This is a genomic window from Pseudohongiella sp. O18 (genome assembly GCF_021729085.1).
GTDB lineage: Bacteria > Pseudomonadota > Gammaproteobacteria > Pseudomonadales > Pseudohongiellaceae > Pseudohongiella.
The window spans coordinates 279,339-295,363 of sequence record NZ_JAJSAR010000003.1 but is presented as its reverse complement, the minus strand read 5'-3'; the positions used below and the strand labels follow the sequence as shown (position 1 = coordinate 295,363).

The window sequence follows — 16,025 nt, the reverse complement described above, 5'->3', positions numbered from 1 at the left end:
TTAGAACTATGGCACTGAGAGACGAGGCGAAAAAGAACGAAGAAGGTTTGCAGGAGAAACTCATCCAGGTAAACCGTGTCGCCAAAGTAGTTAAAGGTGGTCGTATTTTCGCCTTTACTGCGTTGACCGCAGTAGGTGACGGTAACGGTCGAGTAGGCTTCGGTCGCGGCAAAGCACGTGAAGTGCCATTGGCGATCCAGAAGGCCATGGAAGCCGCACGTCGCAACATGATTTCCGTGTCGCTGGACGGTAATACACTGGAGTATCCGGTCAAGGCGCGTCATGGCGCGTCCAAGATCTACATGCAGCCAGCATCCGAAGGTACCGGTATCATCGCCGGTGGCGCGATGCGTGCGGTGCTGGAACTCGCTGGTATCCAGAACGTTCTGGCTAAATGTTACGGTTCAACCAATCCGGTCAACGTTGTTAACGCGACGTTCAAGGGATTGAAAGAGATGCGTGCGGCTGAGAGTGTTGCAGCCAAGCGTGGTAAGACACTTGAAGAGATCCTGGGTTAAGCGTTATGGCCAACAAAACAGTTAAAGTTACGCTGGTTCGCAGTCCGATCGGCACGATGGAGCGTCATCGTCAGTGCCTGAAAGGTCTGGGTCTGCGTCGTATGCACCAGACTGTGGAGCTGCAGGACACGCCTGCTGTCCGCGGCATTATCAACAAGATCAGCTACATGCTGCAAGTTGAGGGTTAACAGATGCATTTGAATACATTGAGCCCGGCAGAGGGCAGCACCCAGTCTCCGAAGCGCGTTGGACGCGGCATTGGAAGCGGCTGGGGCAAGACCTGTGGTACAGGTCACAAAGGTCAAAAGTCACGCAGCGGCGGTACAGTACGTCCAGGTTTCGAAGGCGGTCAAATGCCTTTGCAGCGTCGCTTGCCGAAGTTCGGTTTCAGCTCACGTATTGGTCGTCTGACCGGCGAAGTTCGTACCAGCGAACTGAATGCCCTGGAAGGCAACGTTGTAAGCATCGAAACACTGCGAGCTGCCAACCTGATCAACGGTGGCATCAAGCGAGTAAAGATCATGCTTTCTGGTGACGTGACCAAAGCTGTTACTGTAGAAGGTCTGCGTGTCACTAAAGGTGCGCGTCAGGCAATTGAAGCGGCTGGTGGCAAGGTGATCGATCCTGTTGTACCTGAGTACGCAGGAAAGAAAAAAACCAAAAAAGCTAGCGCTTAATTTTGCAACTACCGAAAGAGCTGATTGATTAAAGATGGCAAAGAAACCCAATATGTCAGGTGAAGGGATTGGAGCGGGACTAGGTGAGCTGAAGGCTCGTCTGCTGTTCCTGCTGTTTGCCATATTTGTCTATCGTGTCGGCACGCATATACCGGTTCCTGGTATCGATCCAGCGCAGCTGGCTAACATGTTCAGTCAGAACGAAGGTACCTTCCTCGGTCTGTTTAACATGTTCTCTGGTGGTGCGCTGGAGCGTATGAGTATTGTTGCCCTGGGCATCATGCCGTATATCTCCGCATCGATCATCATGCAGCTTCTGAGTGCGGTAAACCCTTACCTGGCACAGCTGAAGAAAGAGGGTGAGTCGGGTCGTCGCAAGATCACGCAATACACCCGTTATGGCGCTCTGGCGCTGGCGATTGTGCAGGGTACTGGCATGGCCGTTGGCCTGCTGGCACCGATGGCTTACAACCCGGGTCTGGGCTTCACCTTCACTGCCATTGTGTCGCTGGTGACAGGTGCGATGTTCATGATGTGGCTGGGTGAGCAGATTACCGAGCGTGGCGTAGGTAACGGGATCTCCATGCTGATCTTCGCCGGCATCGTGGCAGGTCTGCCCGCCGCAATAGGCAGCTCGCTGTCGCAGGCGTACGAAGGTCAGATCAGCGGTTTGCTGTTGTTTGTGGTGGCCATAATTGCGGTCATCGTGATTGCCGGTATTGTGTTTATCGAGCGCGGGCAGCGTCGCATCACGGTTAACTACGCCAAGCGTCAACAGGGCAACAAACTTTATCAGGCACAGTCGAGCCATCTGCCTCTCAAGGTGAATATGGCGGGCGTGATTCCGGCGATTTTCGCAAGCAGTATCCTGCTGTTTCCGGCTTCCATCGGACAATGGTTTGGACAGAGTGAAGGAGCCGAATGGCTGCAGGATCTCGCGCTGTTGATTGGTCCGGGTCAGCCTCTGTACGTAATTCTGTTCAGCGCGATGATCATCTTTTTCTGTTTCTTTTACACCGCGCTGGTGTTTAACCCGAAAGATGTAGCGGATAATCTGAAGCGTTCGGGCGCATTTATCCCGGGTATCCGTCCCGGTGAGCAGACAGCCAAGTACATTGATGCTGTTCTGACGCGACTGACCATGTTTGGTGCGATCTACATCACTATCGTGTGTCTGTTGCCGAATTTCTTTCAGATGATGGCGAATGTACCGTTTAACCTGGGCGGCACCGCGCTGTTGATTGTTGTGGTCGTAAGCATGGACTTTATGTCACAGGTACAGGCGCATCTGATGTCGCATCAGTATGATTCTCTTATGAAAAAGTCCAATTTGGGTAGTTTCGGTCGAGGCCGCTAGGCCGTCGGGAACTTGAATTTAGAGCGTCTCGGGCGATACCCGACGTTGAATGGAGAGTAGAAAGTGAAAGTCAGAACATCAGTCAAGAAAATCTGCCGTAAGTGCAAGGTGATCAAGCGCAACCGAGTCGTACGAGTTATCTGCGACGCAGAGCCCCGTCACAAGCAGCGCCAGGGTTAAGCACTGGTTGATTTTTAATTCGCCAGAGTATATCCTTTGCGCCCCTGAATTTAGGGGTCCAGGTTCTCTGGTAAACGCGTAAATTAAAAGATTGGAGTCAAGCTATGGCACGTATTGCCGGTGTCAACATACCAGATAACAAGCACCTGGTTATTTCCCTGAGTTATATCTTCGGGATTGGTGCCACGCGCGCTAAGTTGATTTGTGAACGCGTGGGCATCGCTCCTTCGACAAAAACCAGTGCACTGTCACCGGAAGAACTCGACAATGTGCGTGCCGAGGTTGGCAAGTTCACTGTAGAAGGTGACCTGCGTCGTGAAGTATCCATGAGCATCAAGCGATTGATGGACCTAGGCTGTTTCCGCGGTATTCGTCATCGCCGGTCACTGCCAGTACGTGGTCAGCGCACCAAGACTAACGCCCGTACACGTAAGGGTCCGCGTAAGCCGATTCGCAAATAATATTTAGAGACAATACGCTTTAATCTTATTCAGGAATTTTCTATGGCTAAGCCAGCAGCTAAAGCAGCGCCTAAAAAGAAGGCAAGAAAAGCCGTTATTGACGGAATTGCATTCATTCATGCGTCGTTCAACAACACCATCGTTACCATCACTGACCGCCAGGGCAACGCTCTGAGCTGGGCTACATCTGGTGGTTCTGGTTTCCGCGGTTCGCGTAAGAGTACGCCATTCGCCGCTCAGGTTGCTGCGGAGCGTGCGGGTAAGACTGCCATCGAGCTTTATGGTCTGAAAAACCTGGATGTTAAGGTCAATGGTCCTGGCCCTGGCCGTGAGTCGGCAGTGCGTGCCTTGAACGCCTGTGGCTTGAAAGTGGGTGTGATCACTGATGTGACACCGATTCCCCACAACGGTTGTCGACCCCCGAAAAAGCGTCGCGTCTAAAGGCGAGAGTCGTAGGATCAGTAATAGCTTATTCCGGCTAATAACCGAGATTTAGAAAACAGGAGTCAGTGTATGGCCCGCTATCTAGGCCCCAAATGTAAACTCGCACGACGCGAAGGAACCGATCTGTTCCTGAAGAGCGGCGTTCGCCCGCTCGACAGCAAGTGCAAGGCGGAAACGATTCCGGGTCAGCACGGTGCACGACGCGGCCGTCTGTCTGACTACGGCGTTCAGCTGCGTGAAAAGCAGAAAGTACGACGCATCTACGGCGTACTCGAGCGTCAGTTCCGCACGTATTACAAGGAAGCAGCCCGTCGTAAGGGCGCAACAGGCGAAAACCTGCTGCAGTTGCTTGAGTCGCGACTGGATAACGTTGTGTACCGAATGGGATTCGGAGCAACTCGCGCTGAGTCGCGCCAGTTGGTGTCTCACAAATCGATCACTGTTAACGGTAGCGTTGTTAATGTGCCGTCTTATCAGGTTAATCCCGGTGATGTCGTTGCTGTTCGTCAGAAATCCAAAGAACAGCTGCGGATCAAGTCAGCGCTGGAGCTTGCCAACCAGCGTACGCCGGTTGAGTGGATCACTGTCGATTCGGGCAAACGGGAAGGTCAGTTTACCCGCAAGCCAGACCGTGCTGATCTCTCAGCGGATATTAACGAAAACCTGATCGTCGAGCTTTACTCCAAGTAAACCTGCTTAAACAGGCGTTATTCGGAAGTAGAGTTAAACATTACCGGGCTAATTGTTAAGGGTGACCCCATGCAGATTTCGTTGTCGGATTTTCTTACACCACAGTTGATCAAGGTAGAAGAGTTTGACAAGTATCATTCCAAAGTGGTGCTTGAGCCTCTTGAGCGTGGTTTCGGCCATACTCTGGGGAACGCATTAAGAAGAATCCTGCTGTCTTCCATGCCTGGTTGTGCAGTGGAAGAAGTTGAAATCGATGGTGTTGTGCACGAGTACAGCAGTATCGAAGGCGTTCGTGAAGACGTTATTGAGATCCTGCTGAACCTGAAAGGTGTTGCAGTGATTCTGAACGGCCAGGACGAGGCCGTGCTCAACCTGAGCAAGAAAGGCCCTGGCGTTGTCACAGCTGCTGATATCGAGACCGACCACAATGTCGAGATCGTCAATCCGGAGCACGAGATTGCCAACCTGAATGGGTCAGGTGAGCTGAACATGCGACTGGTGGTACGTAAAGGCCGAGGTTATGTTCCTGCCGATTCCCGACGTCATGATGACGATGAGACTCGCGCTGTTGGTCGTCTGCAGTTGGACGCCACTTACAGTCCGGTGCTGAGCGTTGCCTACTCTGTTGAGAGCACTCGAGTAGAGCAGCGTACTGACCTGGACAAGCTGATTATCGATCTGCGTACGAACGGTACAATTGATCCAGAAGAAGCGATCCGTCGCGCAGCAACAATCCTGCAGCACCAGCTGGCTGTGTTTGTTGACCTGCAAAGCCAGGAAGCTGCTGCACCGGAAGAGCCCGAAGACGAGATTGACCCGATTCTGTTGCGTCCGGTCGATGACCTGGAGCTGACAGTTCGTTCTGCAAACTGTCTGAAAGCGGAAGATATTTATTATATTGGCGACCTGATTCAGCGCACAGAAGTTGAACTGCTGAAGACTCCAAATCTGGGTAAAAAGTCGCTTACAGAAATTAAAGACGTATTGGCTACTCGTGGACTTTCACTGGGCCTGCGTCTTGAAAACTGGCCGCCGGCTAGCCTGCGTACAGAAGACAAGTAATACCGTCATCGGATTAAAATACTATAGCGAGTCAGCCGTGAGGCTGCGGTTGAAATAGGAATTGTAGATATGCGTCATCGTCATAGTGGACGTCAGTTGAACAGAAACTCTGCGCACCGTAAGGCCATGTTCCGTAACATGACTGCCTCGCTGGTTGAGCACGAAATCATTAAGACCACTGTCGTCAAGGCAAAAGAGCTGCGTATGGTTGCGGAGCCTCTGATTACCTTGGCCAAGACGGATAGCGTTGCCAACCGTCGTCTGGCTTTCAGCCGTCTGCGTAGCAAGTCTGCCGTCGGTAAGCTGTTCACGGATCTCGGTCCGCGTTACCAGGGTCGTCCTGGTGGCTACATCCGTATCCTGAAATGTGGTATCCGCGCTGGTGATAAAGCACCTATGGCTTATGTAGAGCTGGTGGATCGTCCGGCAGGTGTAGGCGCTGAGGAAGGCGCTGAAGACTGAAGCAAGCTGTATTGATGTCGCGGATAATTTTCTGCGTTCAAATACATAAAAGCCGGGACTGTGTCCCGGCTTTTTTGTTTGGGAGGAGCATATGACCAAGACATTCTATCCACCACACAGGGTTTTGATGGGGCCGGGTCCTTCTGATGTCAGTCCGCGTGTGCTGGAGGCTCTTGGCCGTCCAACTATTGGTCATCTTGATCCCGCCTTCATCGGATTGATGGATGATATCAAGCGGCTGCTGCAATATGCCTTTCAGACAGAAAATGAGCTTACTTTGCCCGTTTCAGCACCAGGTTCAGCTGGCATGGAAGCGGTTTTTGTAAATCTTGTGCAAGCAGGAGACAAAGTAATTGTCTGCCAAAATGGTGCTTTTGGCGGGCGAATGAAAGAAAACGTCGAGCGCTGCGGTGGCACTGCGGTAATGGTTAGCTCAGAGTGGGGGGCAGCTGTCGATCCCGGCAAAGTCGAGGAAGCCCTGTTGGCCAACCCGGATGCTGTAGCGGTGGCATTTGTTCATGCTGAAACGTCAACAGGTGTGCGCAGTGACGCAAAGTCACTGGCCGCGCTGGCGCATCAACATGACTGTCTTGCAATAGTCGACGCCGTTACCTCGCTGGGTGGCATCGAACTTAAAGTCGATGAGTGGGAGATCGACGCGATCTATTCCGGCACACAAAAGTGCCTGTCCTGTGTGCCAGGTATCTCTCCAGTCAGTTTTAGCCCCAGAGCAGTAGAGCGAATCAAGAGTCGACGCGAACGTGTGCAAAGCTGGTTCCTGGATATGAACCTGATAATGGATTATTGGGGGAGCGGGCAAAAGCGCAGCTATCATCATACGGCGCCAGTTAATGCCATGTATGCTCTCCATGAGGCTCTTAGCATTCTGGAGGAAGAAGGGCTTGAACAGTCCTGGGCCCGGCATGCGCAGCACCACCACACGCTGGTTGAAGGTCTGGAAGCGATGGGGCTGCAGATGGCTGTGGCAAAAGAGTCGCGACTGCCCCAGCTTAATGCTGTCAAGGTTCCTGAGGGAGTGGATGAGACAGCGATCAGAAATGCGCTACTGAGCGACTGGAACCTGGAAATTGGCGCAGGCCTGGGTCCGCTGGCGGGCCAAATCTGGCGTATTGGATTGATGGGGCACAGCGCGGACGCCACCCATGTGCGTTTGCTGATGGCCGCGCTGCAGGACGTGCTGCCTTAGAAAGCAGAAACGGACCAGTTCAGTTGGGGCCTGACAATTCAGTCCCTGTGCCAGAACAGGCCAATAAATAACAGAGGCCAAAGTCCGACGTGGATGAATACGTCGGCAGTATTAAAGACGTAGTTCCAGAATGGGATTGCGCGGATATCAATAAAGTCGACAACACTTCCGTAGATTAGCCGATCAAGGATATTGCTGATTCCGCCTCCGGCGACAAAGCCGAAAAATATGAACTCGTATTGGCGAACCTGTTTTCCTTTCACCAGGTACCAGCAAAGAACTGATATCAGTGCGATACTGAAAAGCGCAAACAGCCAGCCTTTGCCCTGCGCCATTCCGAAAACACCGCCCAGATTGCGCACGTGAGTGACATTAAACACGCCATCGACTACGGCCACACTGCTGCCAATAGACAGTGAGCTGTTTACCAGCCAGCTGCTTAACTGGGACAGAGACAGGCAGGTGACTGCGATCGCCAAGAAAATAAGCAATGCCCGGGGGCGAGTCGACGTCGCGTCGTTTATCAGTCGGTCCCGAAGGGATTGGGGTGAGGGTTTAGTGTGATTCAATTCGGTCTCGCGATTTTATGCCGTTGACGGTTGGCCAGAGTGTCCCGGTTGCCACCCTGCAGGCAGCAACCGGATCCAGCGGACAAGCCTACCGGAACTTCATTCAGAGTTCAGCAAAAAAAGCCCGCAGCCGCTCGGCATTTTTGCCGACGTCACTCAGACCAACGCGGGAAGTTGAACGAGCATCCAGTTCCGTCGTACCGTCCTCTGTCTCCTGAATCCGTATGACGACATCATCCTTGAAGCGGAACCAGAAGGTTGTATCAGTGGCCTCAATGCGCCCCTCATCAGGCACCTGAGACACCAGCTCCCAGCCCAATGCGTCGACTGCCGCCAATGCGCGTTCAAACACAACATCGACAGGCTCTGAGAATGTCTGAGTGCTCACATCTGGATAGGCTTCAAGTTGCAGTTCTGCATGCTGCTCAGGTGTGTAGTTGGGGTTGCCGGTGCCATAAACTGTCGGGTTGCTGTTGCTGCCTCTTAGTGGCAGCACATCAACAAACTGCGGCGGATTGGCCACATCCGTGCTGATGTCATGGATCGGAGGAATCGTACGACCCGCGCCCGGAAGATAGGACTGGGGAACGTACCAGGCGATTGCCGCAACCACTGTCGCAGCCAGGCAAATGGCAGTGTTTCGGCCGGCATTGCTGTCACTCTGCCGACGCCCCAGTCCAAAGACGATGACGGTCGCCAGCGCGCAGCCTATCGTTATCCAGGCCACCAGTGGCTGGGCTGAACGCAAAATGGAGAAACCCTGGCGGAAGTCCCAGGCCTGCAGCCAGACACCGACAGGTGCAGCCAGGGCGGTCAATCCCAGACCGATACCTGCAATGCCCGCTAATACCGTCAAGATTAACGGTAATCCGGCTTTTGTCTTGTTTTCAGTGCTCATTTTGAATCTCCACGGAAGGGTGTTCGTAAGGTTTGTCGCAATAGAGAGTTATACGACGACTGCCGTCGCGCTGGATTTGTATCGTACTGCGTGCACAGTTATGCATGGCAGGAGGTTGCCACAGATCAGCAAGGTCGCGGCCTTCGATTGCACACAGCAGCGATTTTATCCAGACGCCGTGGCTGACGATCGCGATATGTCCTGCCTCAGTTTCTGCCAGTATTTTTTCCAGTCTGCTCAGCGCTCGATGCTGGATGTCGGCAAAGGTCTCCGCACCGCTCAGCAAAAACGCATCAGGTTGATTCCAGAATGCATGATAGCGCTGCGGATCGTTTTTCTGGATGTCTGCATACAGTTGTCCTTCCCAGGGTCCCATATTGATTTCCCTGAGCAGGTCGCAATATTCCATTGGCACGTCTCGCTCGCTGAACGCGATCTCGGCCGTTTCGCGGGCGCGCTGACTGCTGCTGACAAAAACAGCCTGCACTGGAATGTCGCGTAATGCCTGTCGCAGTTGTCTGGCCTGCTCACGGCCAGTGTCAGTCAGAACAGATTCCTGCTGTCCCTGTGCGCGCCGCTCGCGATTCCAGTTTGTTTCGCCATGCCGAATAAGATGCAAGGTTCTCATGACTGGCTCCGGGTTCTGCGCACGGCGTCCAGCCAGCGGGCGTACTGAGCGTCGCGCCACTCTTTCGGCTGGGTAGGCTCGAACTGACGCTCCAGCTGCCACAGCACTGAAATGTCTTCGAGTGAGCCATACAGGCCAGCCTGCAGACCTGCTACAAAGGCGGCGCCAAGGGCGGTTGTCTCCGTGATCTGTGGTCGGTCGACAGGGCCGCCCAATAAATCGGCAAGTCGTTGCATCGCAAAATTGTTGTCTGCCATACCGCCGTCTACGCGCAGCATGGTTGGACGCTGACCATCTGACTCCATGGCCTTTTGCAGGTCCTTGGTCTGGTAGGCCACCGACATCAGTGCGGCAGCAACGATCTCTGGGATACCTGCGTCACGTGTCAAACCGAAAATCGCACCACGCGCATCGGCATCCCACCAGGGCGCTCCCAGGCCAGTGAATGCTGGCACCAGCATGACAGACAATCCAGGGTCAGCCTGATTGGCCAGGGCCTCAGTTTCTGCGGCTGACTTGAACAGGCCAAGTTTATCGCGCAGCCACTGCATGGTGGCACCTGCCATGAAGATGCTGCCTTCCAGTGCGTAAACAGGCTTGTCGTCAAGCCGGTAGGCCACGGTAGCAAGCAGGTTGTGGCGAGATTCCAGAATTTGTTCGCCGGAATTCATCAGCAGAAAACAGCCAGTGCCATATGTACTCTTTGCCATACCAGGTTGAAAACAGGCCTGCCCGAACGCTGCAGCCTGCTGGTCTCCAATCATGCCGCAGATTGGCACGGGCGCGCCCAGCAGCTCAGACGAGGTTTGCCCAAAGTCGGCAGCGCAATCCTTAACCTGAGGTAGCAATGAGGCTGGGATATCAAACAGATCCAGTAATTCTTCATCCCATTGCTGCGTCTGGATATTGAACAGCATGGTGCGAGAGGCGTTCGTGGCGTCGGTGCTGTGTTCCTTGCCGCCAGTCAGGCGCCACAACAGGAAAGTGTCGATTGTGCCAAAAGCGAGATGCCCTGCCTTTGCCGCGTCGCGTGCGCCGGTCACGTTTTCAAGCAGCCAGTGGATCTTGCTGGCCGAGAAATAGGAGTCGATAAGAAGGCCGGTTTTTTTCTGGACGAGATCGGGACGTCCCTCACGCTCAAGGCGTGATCGAAGCTTCTCACAGAAGGCTGCAGTGCGACGATCCTGCCAGACGATGGCTTTATGGATGGGTTTGCCGCTGCGACGATCCCAGATCAGCGTGGTCTCGCGTTGGTTGGTGATACCGATACCGGCCAATTTTGACGGCTGGATTCCACTGGCAGTGAGAGCCTCACGACAGCTCTGGACAGTTGTTGTCCAGATATCTTCGGCTTCATGCTCGACCCATCCGTCATTGGGGTAGTGTTGTGGGTAATCGTGCTGACCAACTGCGACGCGCTCGCCATTCCGCGTGAAAATGATGGCCCGACTGCTTGTCGTTCCCTGATCAATAGCCAACAGATAGTCACTCATAGGTGTTTTCCGTTTCCATCGCACCGGCCTCCTTTTTCGCTTATTGTTGCGTGCTACTATAACATACGTTCGATACGTAAACGGTGTACAGGGGGACAAAGTGCCGGATCAATCAGGCGTTATACAAACTGACTTGCTGGTAGTCGGAGCAGGTGTCAATGGAGCCGGCATAGCCGCGGATGCAGCAGGCAGAGGTCTGTCAGTGGTCCTGTGTGACCAGGCAGACATTGGCGGTGCGACTTCTTCGTCCAGTACCAAGCTCATCCATGGTGGTCTGCGATATCTCGAAACCTGGCAGTTCAAACTGGTCCACGAGTCGCTCGAAGAGCGCGAGGTGCTGCTGCGTGCCGCCCCTCACATCATCTGGCCGATGCGGTTTCGGCTACCTCATCACAAGCAGTTGCGCCCGGCCTGGATGATTCGCATCGGCCTGTTCCTGTACGATCACCTGGCTCGCCGTGTCACTTTACCCGGATCCCGCAGCATTTCCTTCAGTGACGACGGACCACTGCGCTCCGATTACCGGCGTGGTTTCGAATATTCAGACTGCTGGGTGGATGATTCACGCCTGGTCATTCTTAATGCCCTGCAGGCTGCCAGCAATGGGGCCCAGGTCCTGCCGCGCCATCGTTGTGTCAACCTGACAGCGCAGCAGAAAGGAAAACAAGGTCGCTGGCTGGCTGAACTTCTGAATGAGCGCAGTGGTGAGGTCACAAAAGTGAGTGCTCGCTGTGTGGTTAATGCAGCAGGGCCATGGGTAACACGTGTCCTCACACAATCAGGCACCGATAACCGGGCGGTGAGACTGGTGAAAGGATCGCATATTGTGGTACCAAGAATGCATCCTGGCGAGGAGGCCTTCCTGTTGCAGAATGCTGATGGCCGGGTAGTGTTTGTCATTCCCTACGAAGATGACTACACCTTGATAGGCACGACCGAGGAGGATTACGCCGGCGATCCAGCAGATGCCAAAATCTCGTCGCAGGAAATCGAATATCTGTGTGACGTGGTTAACCAGTACTTCAAGCGGAATATATCACCAGCCGATGTTGTTCATACCTACGCGGGTGTCCGGCCGCTGGTAGAAGAGGAAAGCGATAAGGCAGTCGGAAAGTCCGCCAGTAAAGTCTCCCGTGATTACTCGTTTCAGCTCGACAGGCGCGAGGCACCACTGTTAACGGTGTACGGGGGCAAGATCACAACCTACCGGCATCTGGCTGAGTCGGCACTTCGTCAGCTTCGTGAGATATTTCCCGACATGGGGGAGCCCTGGACCAGGACCGCCAATCTGCCGGGAGGTGATTTTACTGACCAGGCTTCATTGCTGAGCGTTTTGCAACAGGAGCACCCGGCTTTACCAGCTCAACAGATTGCCGCCTGGGTGAAACGCTACGGCACATCAACTCGAGAGTTACTTGATGGTGTGAATGGAGTGGCTGATCTTGGCCGGCAGTTTGGCCCGGGTCTTTATGCTCGCGAAGTGGACTACCTGATCGCTAAAGAATGGGCGATGACGGCCGACGACATACTCTGGCGACGAACAAAGCTGGGTATCCGTTTTACGCAGGAACAGGTTCTTGATTTAGAAGGTTACATGGCACGTGATACCTGATAAACGGCGTCTGCTCTGGTGATCTGATCTGCACACAGCTGGTGCGAATGCCTGATTCAAGTGTCCGCGTTGGTGCAGACTGGCTTGCACCCGGGAGTGACAAAAGCTCTCCAGGGGACAGCAGGTAGCGCGTTCGCTCCAGCCGGGAACCCGCGCAGATTGCTGTCAGTCTCAGCAAGCCCTCGTATTGTCGGCAAATTTTGCGTCGTATGCCATAAAGTGAGCGCGATGACACGCGAATGGCACTGAAATTGCTTCAGTCAATACTGTGTGATCGTGGCATCAGAAGCAGATATCAACAAGCAGTAGTCCACGGAAGGAGTTGCTAATCATGAAGTTTTTGTCGAACTCTCGGCTTCGCGGCAATATTGAACAGTCAATTGATGAACTTGCAAGGAATCTGGATCTCGGCGCTGGCGCCGGGGCACAACATGACGCTGCGTTGACTGCACTGAAACAGACTTTGCACAGCCGAATCAAACACTGCATTGAGGCTGCCGTGACCATCGCCTGTCAGGCGCCTGAAATGTCCGCCATTGCCAGTGACACGACGCGCACGGGACAGCAACTGGCGCAGTCGTCGGAAGCCATCGCCAGCAGCAGTGAGCAGGTTACCACTGCTATTGAAGCTGAACTGCTGCCAGCGACGCAGGATGTTGCCAAATTGTCGGCCGAAGTGGCGGATGCCATACGTACTTGTGAAGCTGACAGTAGCCGCACCCGATCGAGCATCACTCGCATCAACGCCACTGAAGAGCATCTCGGCAGTGTCATCGCGAGCCTGCAGCTGCAATTGCAGGAAGTCGTCAAGGTAATCTCGTCCATCTCCGATATCTCCAGACAGACCAATCTACTGGCCCTGAATGCGGCCATTGAAGCCGCTCGGGCCGGCGAGCACGGGCGTGGATTTGCTGTCGTTGCCGAAGAGGTCAGGGCTCTGGCCAACAACACAACAGATGCCACCAGCCAGGTTTCAATGATTATTGAGAATTTTACCGAGCAGGTGGCGGGTCTGGGCGTCGCGGGCAAGGAGATGCGTGAAGCAGTGACAGCAGGTTCGGATAGTGTGGAGCACATTGGCCAGGAGCTCTGCAAAGTCCGTGAAGCCATGGATAACCTTGATCAGCGATTTCATGGCATAGTATCCAGCACCGAGCAGATGAGTCAGGCCATGCAGGCGGTCAACCGTGACGTGCACACAGTCTCAAGTGTAGCGGCGGATATGAAGACCAAGGCGGCGCGCGTGAATGAGCTCGGACATGCAATTCATGTCCAGAGCGACTCGCTGCTGGAAGGTCTGGGTGGTTTCCGGTTGCAGATTCACAGGCTTGCCGGTGAGGTTATTGCGGAGCTGGCTGCGGCACCCGAGCTTGTCAGTCACGATCGTGGAAGCATGGAGTCCCGACTGGCTACAGCGCTCAACCAGCACCAACAGTTCGAACTCATGTACCTGGTTGGTGCCGATGGAATTCAGGTTTCCGAGAATATTTTTGCCGCTGATCTGTCGCCGACAGCGGACAGGGCATCGGCACGAGGTAAAGACTGGCGTTCACGGGAATGGTTCAAGCGGGTCGTTGACACCGGAAAGACCTATATATCCGATGTGTACCGTTCGTCGGCCACTGACGAGTTCTGTTTTACGGTATCGGTTCCGGTGTTTCAGAATGGCAAGCTGGTGAGAGTGCTGGGTGCAGACGCCCGGCTATCGGCATTGCTGTAGCGCCTCAGTTCGGGCGCGAAGCTTATTCCTCTGCCTGTGGGAGCCAGGTGTCCCTGATCCACTCCCACAGGTTTTGCCACTCTTTGTTGCCTTCCGGATCCTTGCCCAGCTTTTCGCCATTCCAGTAAAGGATTACACCGTCTTCCCTGATGCAGTAGCAACCCGATCCAGCCTGGCAAACCGGCAGCAGGTGGCGCGGCATACCTTCATTCCACATGATCGCCGCGACTTCAGGCAGATAGGTATGTGAGCGCGGATCGGTTACTGTTACCGGCTCAAAGGATCCGAGCACAACGTCGCTGGCCTCCAATAAGTAAACCCGCAGGTCGTCGGGTAATGACAGCAGCAGCTCTTCCTCAATCTCGACAAGCAGATCGTCATCAGGCAACTCCAGCGCAACTGGTACGTCCTCACTCAATTCATGCAATAGATCGATGATGTCTTCCATGGTGTTTACCTGATTAGATACCTGGGGGGCGATTACAGAGAGTCGGCCGGTTTGCGGGCACGCAGCAGGAACTGGCTGGTTCCACGATTGAGCATGGGATCAAAAATTGATCGACGCGGGTTGTCTCCATCAGTGAGCAGCAGCTCGCTCTCCGCCTCGATGATAAAGCCCGCATCAGTAATTACCTGCTCTGCATCGGACTGCACCATGCGGTGCAGTCGGCGGTTGTCATTGCCAGGTGCACCATGATGATCAATGATGCCGATAATGCCGCCTGGTCGAAGCAAACGATGCAGCTCGACCAGCAGGCTGTAAGCGCTCGCGGGGCTGCGGTTAAAGTAATCGTGCAGAATCTGCGATACCAGCACAAAATCTACAGAAGCCTCTGGCAGTCCCGAGTCCTGGATGCCGCGATCGATCCGCTCGACATTCTGCAACTGGCCGTCCCGTATCTTGTTGGCGAGCGCGTCGCCCTGACTTATGTCGGTGCGATCTTCGTCATAACGAAGCGCCCTCGGCGAGTTCTGCGCGTACACGATTCCAGCCGGGCCGACCGCTTTTGAGAGTATGTAAGTGTAATAACCACCGGCGGCATACACATCAAGCACCGTCATGCCTGGTTCCAGACCCAGAAACTGCAGTACCTCCACAGGTTGTCGGGCTGAATCACGCATTCGATCGCTGATGTCGCGATCACTGCCACTGATCTGTGCCTTGAGCGCCTCGCCGTCCAGGCTTTGCGCGAGCGCCCCGGTCATCAGACCAGCGAGAAGGCATACCGCGGTAAGCATGTGTGCCAGGTGCTGTGTCGACTTGTTCAGCATGGTTGTTCCTCTTGCGTGGTCGATTGACCCTAAAGTTTCCTATAATGTCGAAATTACCTAAATCAACAATTGAACCGCGAAGGATGCTTGATGACTAATTTGCCCGCGCTTGTCAGAGAAACCCGCCCGGATGGACACGCCGATGCGGCGGTTATATGGCTGCATGGCCTGGGTGCCGATGGCAGCGACTTTGTCCCCATTGTACCCGAGTTGCGACTTCCGTCTGACATGGCGGTACGCTTTATTTTTCCGAATGCACCATCGATCCCGGTATCCATAAACCAGGGGTATGTCATGCCGGCATGGTATGACATTCTGGAAATGGATGTCAGCCGGCGGGTGGATGAAACTCAGCTGCGCGCATCGGCTGCAGCCGTGCATGAACTGGTTGAAGCCCAGATGGCGGCTGGCATCGATAGTCGACGCATTATCCTTGCTGGATTCTCGCAGGGAGGAGCGGTTGTGCTGGAGGCGGGCCTTAGCTGTCCACATCCGTTGGCAGGTATCATGTCGCTGTCCAGTTACTTCCCGACGGCCGACACCGTGACAGTCAATCAGGCGAATCGAGAGCTGCCAATCAGAGTCTTTCATGGCACGGCCGATCCGGTCGTGCGAGAGGCGTTGGGACAGCAGGCAGTCGCTGCGCTGCAGGCCAAAGGCTACAAGCCAGAATACAGCAGCTACCCAATGCAGCATACCGTTTGTCTGGAGGAAATCAGGGATATCTCAAGCTGGCTTCAGTCGACGCTGAATACCAGGTCCGCCTGATGGTCGA

The 16,025-nt window shown here is 54.3% G+C and carries 20 protein-coding genes; 14 read left to right on the top strand and 6 right to left on the bottom strand.

Going from position 1 to position 16,025, the window contains the following annotated elements:
- Positions 1–8: 8 nt before the first annotated feature.
- The 11 genes from rpsE (at position 9) to LVD14_RS15090 (ending at position 7,058) form a co-directional block, all read left to right on the top strand.
- Positions 9–518, top strand: a complete 510-nt coding sequence (gene rpsE, locus LVD14_RS15140) for a 30S ribosomal protein S5 (RefSeq protein WP_058022499.1) — start codon at positions 9–11, stop codon at positions 516–518.
- A 5-nt stretch (positions 519–523) separates the two neighbouring features.
- The gene (gene rpmD, locus LVD14_RS15135) at positions 524–706 is read left to right on the top strand and encodes a 50S ribosomal protein L30 (protein WP_237134953.1); all 183 of its coding nucleotides are present in this window, start codon (positions 524–526) and stop codon (positions 704–706) included.
- A gap of 3 nt (positions 707–709) precedes the next feature.
- Positions 710–1,195, top strand: a complete 486-nt coding sequence (rplO, locus tag LVD14_RS15130; RefSeq protein ID WP_237134952.1) for a 50S ribosomal protein L15 — start codon at positions 710–712, stop codon at positions 1,193–1,195.
- 34 nt (positions 1,196–1,229) lie between these two features.
- The gene (gene secY, locus LVD14_RS15125; protein ID WP_237134951.1) at positions 1,230–2,552 is read left to right on the top strand and encodes a preprotein translocase subunit SecY; all 1,323 of its coding nucleotides are present in this window, start codon (positions 1,230–1,232) and stop codon (positions 2,550–2,552) included.
- 63 nt (positions 2,553–2,615) lie between these two features.
- A complete protein-coding gene (gene rpmJ / locus LVD14_RS15120) occupies positions 2,616–2,732 on the top strand; it encodes a 50S ribosomal protein L36 (RefSeq protein ID WP_082628126.1) in 117 nt (38 codons plus the stop codon).
- Between the two features lie 104 nt (positions 2,733–2,836).
- The gene (rpsM, locus tag LVD14_RS15115) at positions 2,837–3,193 is read left to right on the top strand and encodes a 30S ribosomal protein S13 (RefSeq protein WP_237134950.1); all 357 of its coding nucleotides are present in this window, start codon (positions 2,837–2,839) and stop codon (positions 3,191–3,193) included.
- Between the two features lie 42 nt (positions 3,194–3,235).
- Positions 3,236–3,634 carry a 30S ribosomal protein S11 gene (gene rpsK / locus LVD14_RS15110; RefSeq protein ID WP_237134949.1) on the top strand — a complete coding sequence of 133 codons (399 nt, stop codon included), beginning with the start codon at positions 3,236–3,238 and terminating at the stop codon, positions 3,632–3,634.
- Positions 3,635–3,706: 72 nt separating this feature from the next.
- Entirely contained in the window at positions 3,707–4,327 is a 621-nt protein-coding gene (gene rpsD, locus LVD14_RS15105) for a 30S ribosomal protein S4 (RefSeq protein WP_237134948.1), read from the top strand.
- 69 nt (positions 4,328–4,396) lie between these two features.
- The gene (locus tag LVD14_RS15100) at positions 4,397–5,389 is read left to right on the top strand and encodes a DNA-directed RNA polymerase subunit alpha (protein WP_237134947.1); all 993 of its coding nucleotides are present in this window, start codon (positions 4,397–4,399) and stop codon (positions 5,387–5,389) included.
- A 69-nt stretch (positions 5,390–5,458) separates the two neighbouring features.
- On the top strand, positions 5,459–5,851 hold the full coding sequence (rplQ, locus tag LVD14_RS15095; protein WP_237134946.1) for a 50S ribosomal protein L17: 393 nt from the start codon (positions 5,459–5,461) through the stop codon (positions 5,849–5,851).
- Positions 5,852–5,942: 91 nt separating this feature from the next.
- A complete protein-coding gene (locus LVD14_RS15090; protein WP_237134945.1) occupies positions 5,943–7,058 on the top strand; it encodes a pyridoxal-phosphate-dependent aminotransferase family protein in 1,116 nt (371 codons plus the stop codon).
- 38 nt (positions 7,059–7,096) lie between these two features.
- On the opposite strand, the gene lspA is transcribed toward LVD14_RS15090, so the two are convergent.
- The 4 genes from lspA to glpK form a co-directional block, all read right to left on the bottom strand.
- Positions 7,097–7,549, bottom strand: a complete 453-nt coding sequence (gene lspA / locus LVD14_RS15085; RefSeq protein ID WP_272907376.1) for a signal peptidase II — start codon at positions 7,547–7,549, stop codon at positions 7,097–7,099.
- Between the two features lie 181 nt (positions 7,550–7,730).
- On the bottom strand, positions 7,731–8,483 hold the full coding sequence (locus LVD14_RS15080) for a DUF1499 domain-containing protein (protein ID WP_237134943.1): 753 nt from the start codon (positions 8,481–8,483) through the stop codon (positions 7,731–7,733).
- A 31-nt stretch (positions 8,484–8,514) separates the two neighbouring features.
- Positions 8,515–9,153, bottom strand: coding sequence for a histidine phosphatase family protein (locus LVD14_RS15075; RefSeq protein WP_237134942.1), 639 nt, complete (start codon positions 9,151–9,153; stop codon positions 8,515–8,517).
- Entirely contained in the window at positions 9,150–10,646 is a 1,497-nt protein-coding gene (glpK, locus tag LVD14_RS15070; RefSeq protein ID WP_237134941.1) for a glycerol kinase GlpK, read from the bottom strand. The genes LVD14_RS15075 and glpK overlap by 4 nt, the downstream gene beginning before the upstream one ends.
- A gap of 100 nt (positions 10,647–10,746) precedes the next feature.
- On the opposite strand from glpK, the gene glpD reads away from it, so the two are divergent.
- Positions 10,747–12,258: a glycerol-3-phosphate dehydrogenase gene (gene glpD / locus LVD14_RS15065; protein ID WP_237134940.1), complete on the top strand. Its 1,512-nt coding sequence runs from the start codon at positions 10,747–10,749 to the stop codon at positions 12,256–12,258.
- Positions 12,259–12,589: 331 nt separating this feature from the next.
- Positions 12,590–13,978, top strand: a complete 1,389-nt coding sequence (locus tag LVD14_RS15060) for a methyl-accepting chemotaxis protein (protein WP_237134939.1) — start codon at positions 12,590–12,592, stop codon at positions 13,976–13,978.
- Positions 13,979–14,000: 22 nt separating this feature from the next.
- On the opposite strand, the gene LVD14_RS15055 is transcribed toward LVD14_RS15060, so the two are convergent.
- Together LVD14_RS15055 and LVD14_RS15050 are read right to left on the bottom strand one after the other, a co-directional pair.
- The gene (locus tag LVD14_RS15055) at positions 14,001–14,426 is read right to left on the bottom strand and encodes an SMI1/KNR4 family protein (RefSeq protein ID WP_237134938.1); all 426 of its coding nucleotides are present in this window, start codon (positions 14,424–14,426) and stop codon (positions 14,001–14,003) included.
- 32 nt (positions 14,427–14,458) lie between these two features.
- On the bottom strand, positions 14,459–15,250 hold the full coding sequence (locus LVD14_RS15050; RefSeq protein WP_237134937.1) for a class I SAM-dependent methyltransferase: 792 nt from the start codon (positions 15,248–15,250) through the stop codon (positions 14,459–14,461).
- Positions 15,251–15,340: 90 nt separating this feature from the next.
- On the opposite strand from LVD14_RS15050, the gene LVD14_RS15045 reads away from it, so the two are divergent.
- The gene (locus LVD14_RS15045; protein WP_237134936.1) at positions 15,341–16,018 is read left to right on the top strand and encodes an alpha/beta hydrolase; all 678 of its coding nucleotides are present in this window, start codon (positions 15,341–15,343) and stop codon (positions 16,016–16,018) included.
- Positions 16,019–16,025 lie beyond the last annotated feature (7 nt).

Bases quoted from the DNA above. Each gene is read 5' to 3' on its own strand.
- rpsM (WP_237134950.1), top strand. From the start codon at position 2,837: ATGGCACGTATTGCCGGTGTCAACATACCAGATAACAAGCACCTGGTT.
- LVD14_RS15060 (WP_237134939.1), top strand. From the start codon at position 12,590: ATGAAGTTTTTGTCGAACTCTCGGCTTCGCGGCAATATTGAACAGTCA.
- LVD14_RS15055 (WP_237134938.1), bottom strand. From the start codon at position 14,426: ATGGAAGACATCATCGATCTATTGCATGAATTGAGTGAGGACGTACCA.
- LVD14_RS15045 (WP_237134936.1), top strand. From the start codon at position 15,341: ATGACTAATTTGCCCGCGCTTGTCAGAGAAACCCGCCCGGATGGACAC.
- rplQ (WP_237134946.1), top strand. From the start codon at position 5,459: ATGCGTCATCGTCATAGTGGACGTCAGTTGAACAGAAACTCTGCGCAC.
- LVD14_RS15075 (WP_237134942.1), bottom strand. From the start codon at position 9,153: ATGAGAACCTTGCATCTTATTCGGCATGGCGAAACAAACTGGAATCGC.
- LVD14_RS15100 (WP_237134947.1), top strand. From the start codon at position 4,397: ATGCAGATTTCGTTGTCGGATTTTCTTACACCACAGTTGATCAAGGTA.
- LVD14_RS15050 (WP_237134937.1), bottom strand. From the start codon at position 15,250: ATGCTGAACAAGTCGACACAGCACCTGGCACACATGCTTACCGCGGTA.
- rpsD (WP_237134948.1), top strand. From the start codon at position 3,707: ATGGCCCGCTATCTAGGCCCCAAATGTAAACTCGCACGACGCGAAGGA.
- rpsE (WP_058022499.1), top strand. From the start codon at position 9: ATGGCACTGAGAGACGAGGCGAAAAAGAACGAAGAAGGTTTGCAGGAG.
- secY (WP_237134951.1), top strand. From the start codon at position 1,230: ATGGCAAAGAAACCCAATATGTCAGGTGAAGGGATTGGAGCGGGACTA.
- rpmD (WP_237134953.1), top strand. From the start codon at position 524: ATGGCCAACAAAACAGTTAAAGTTACGCTGGTTCGCAGTCCGATCGGC.
- LVD14_RS15090 (WP_237134945.1), top strand. From the start codon at position 5,943: ATGACCAAGACATTCTATCCACCACACAGGGTTTTGATGGGGCCGGGT.
- rpsK (WP_237134949.1), top strand. From the start codon at position 3,236: ATGGCTAAGCCAGCAGCTAAAGCAGCGCCTAAAAAGAAGGCAAGAAAA.
- rplO (WP_237134952.1), top strand. From the start codon at position 710: ATGCATTTGAATACATTGAGCCCGGCAGAGGGCAGCACCCAGTCTCCG.
- glpK (WP_237134941.1), bottom strand. From the start codon at position 10,646: ATGAGTGACTATCTGTTGGCTATTGATCAGGGAACGACAAGCAGTCGG.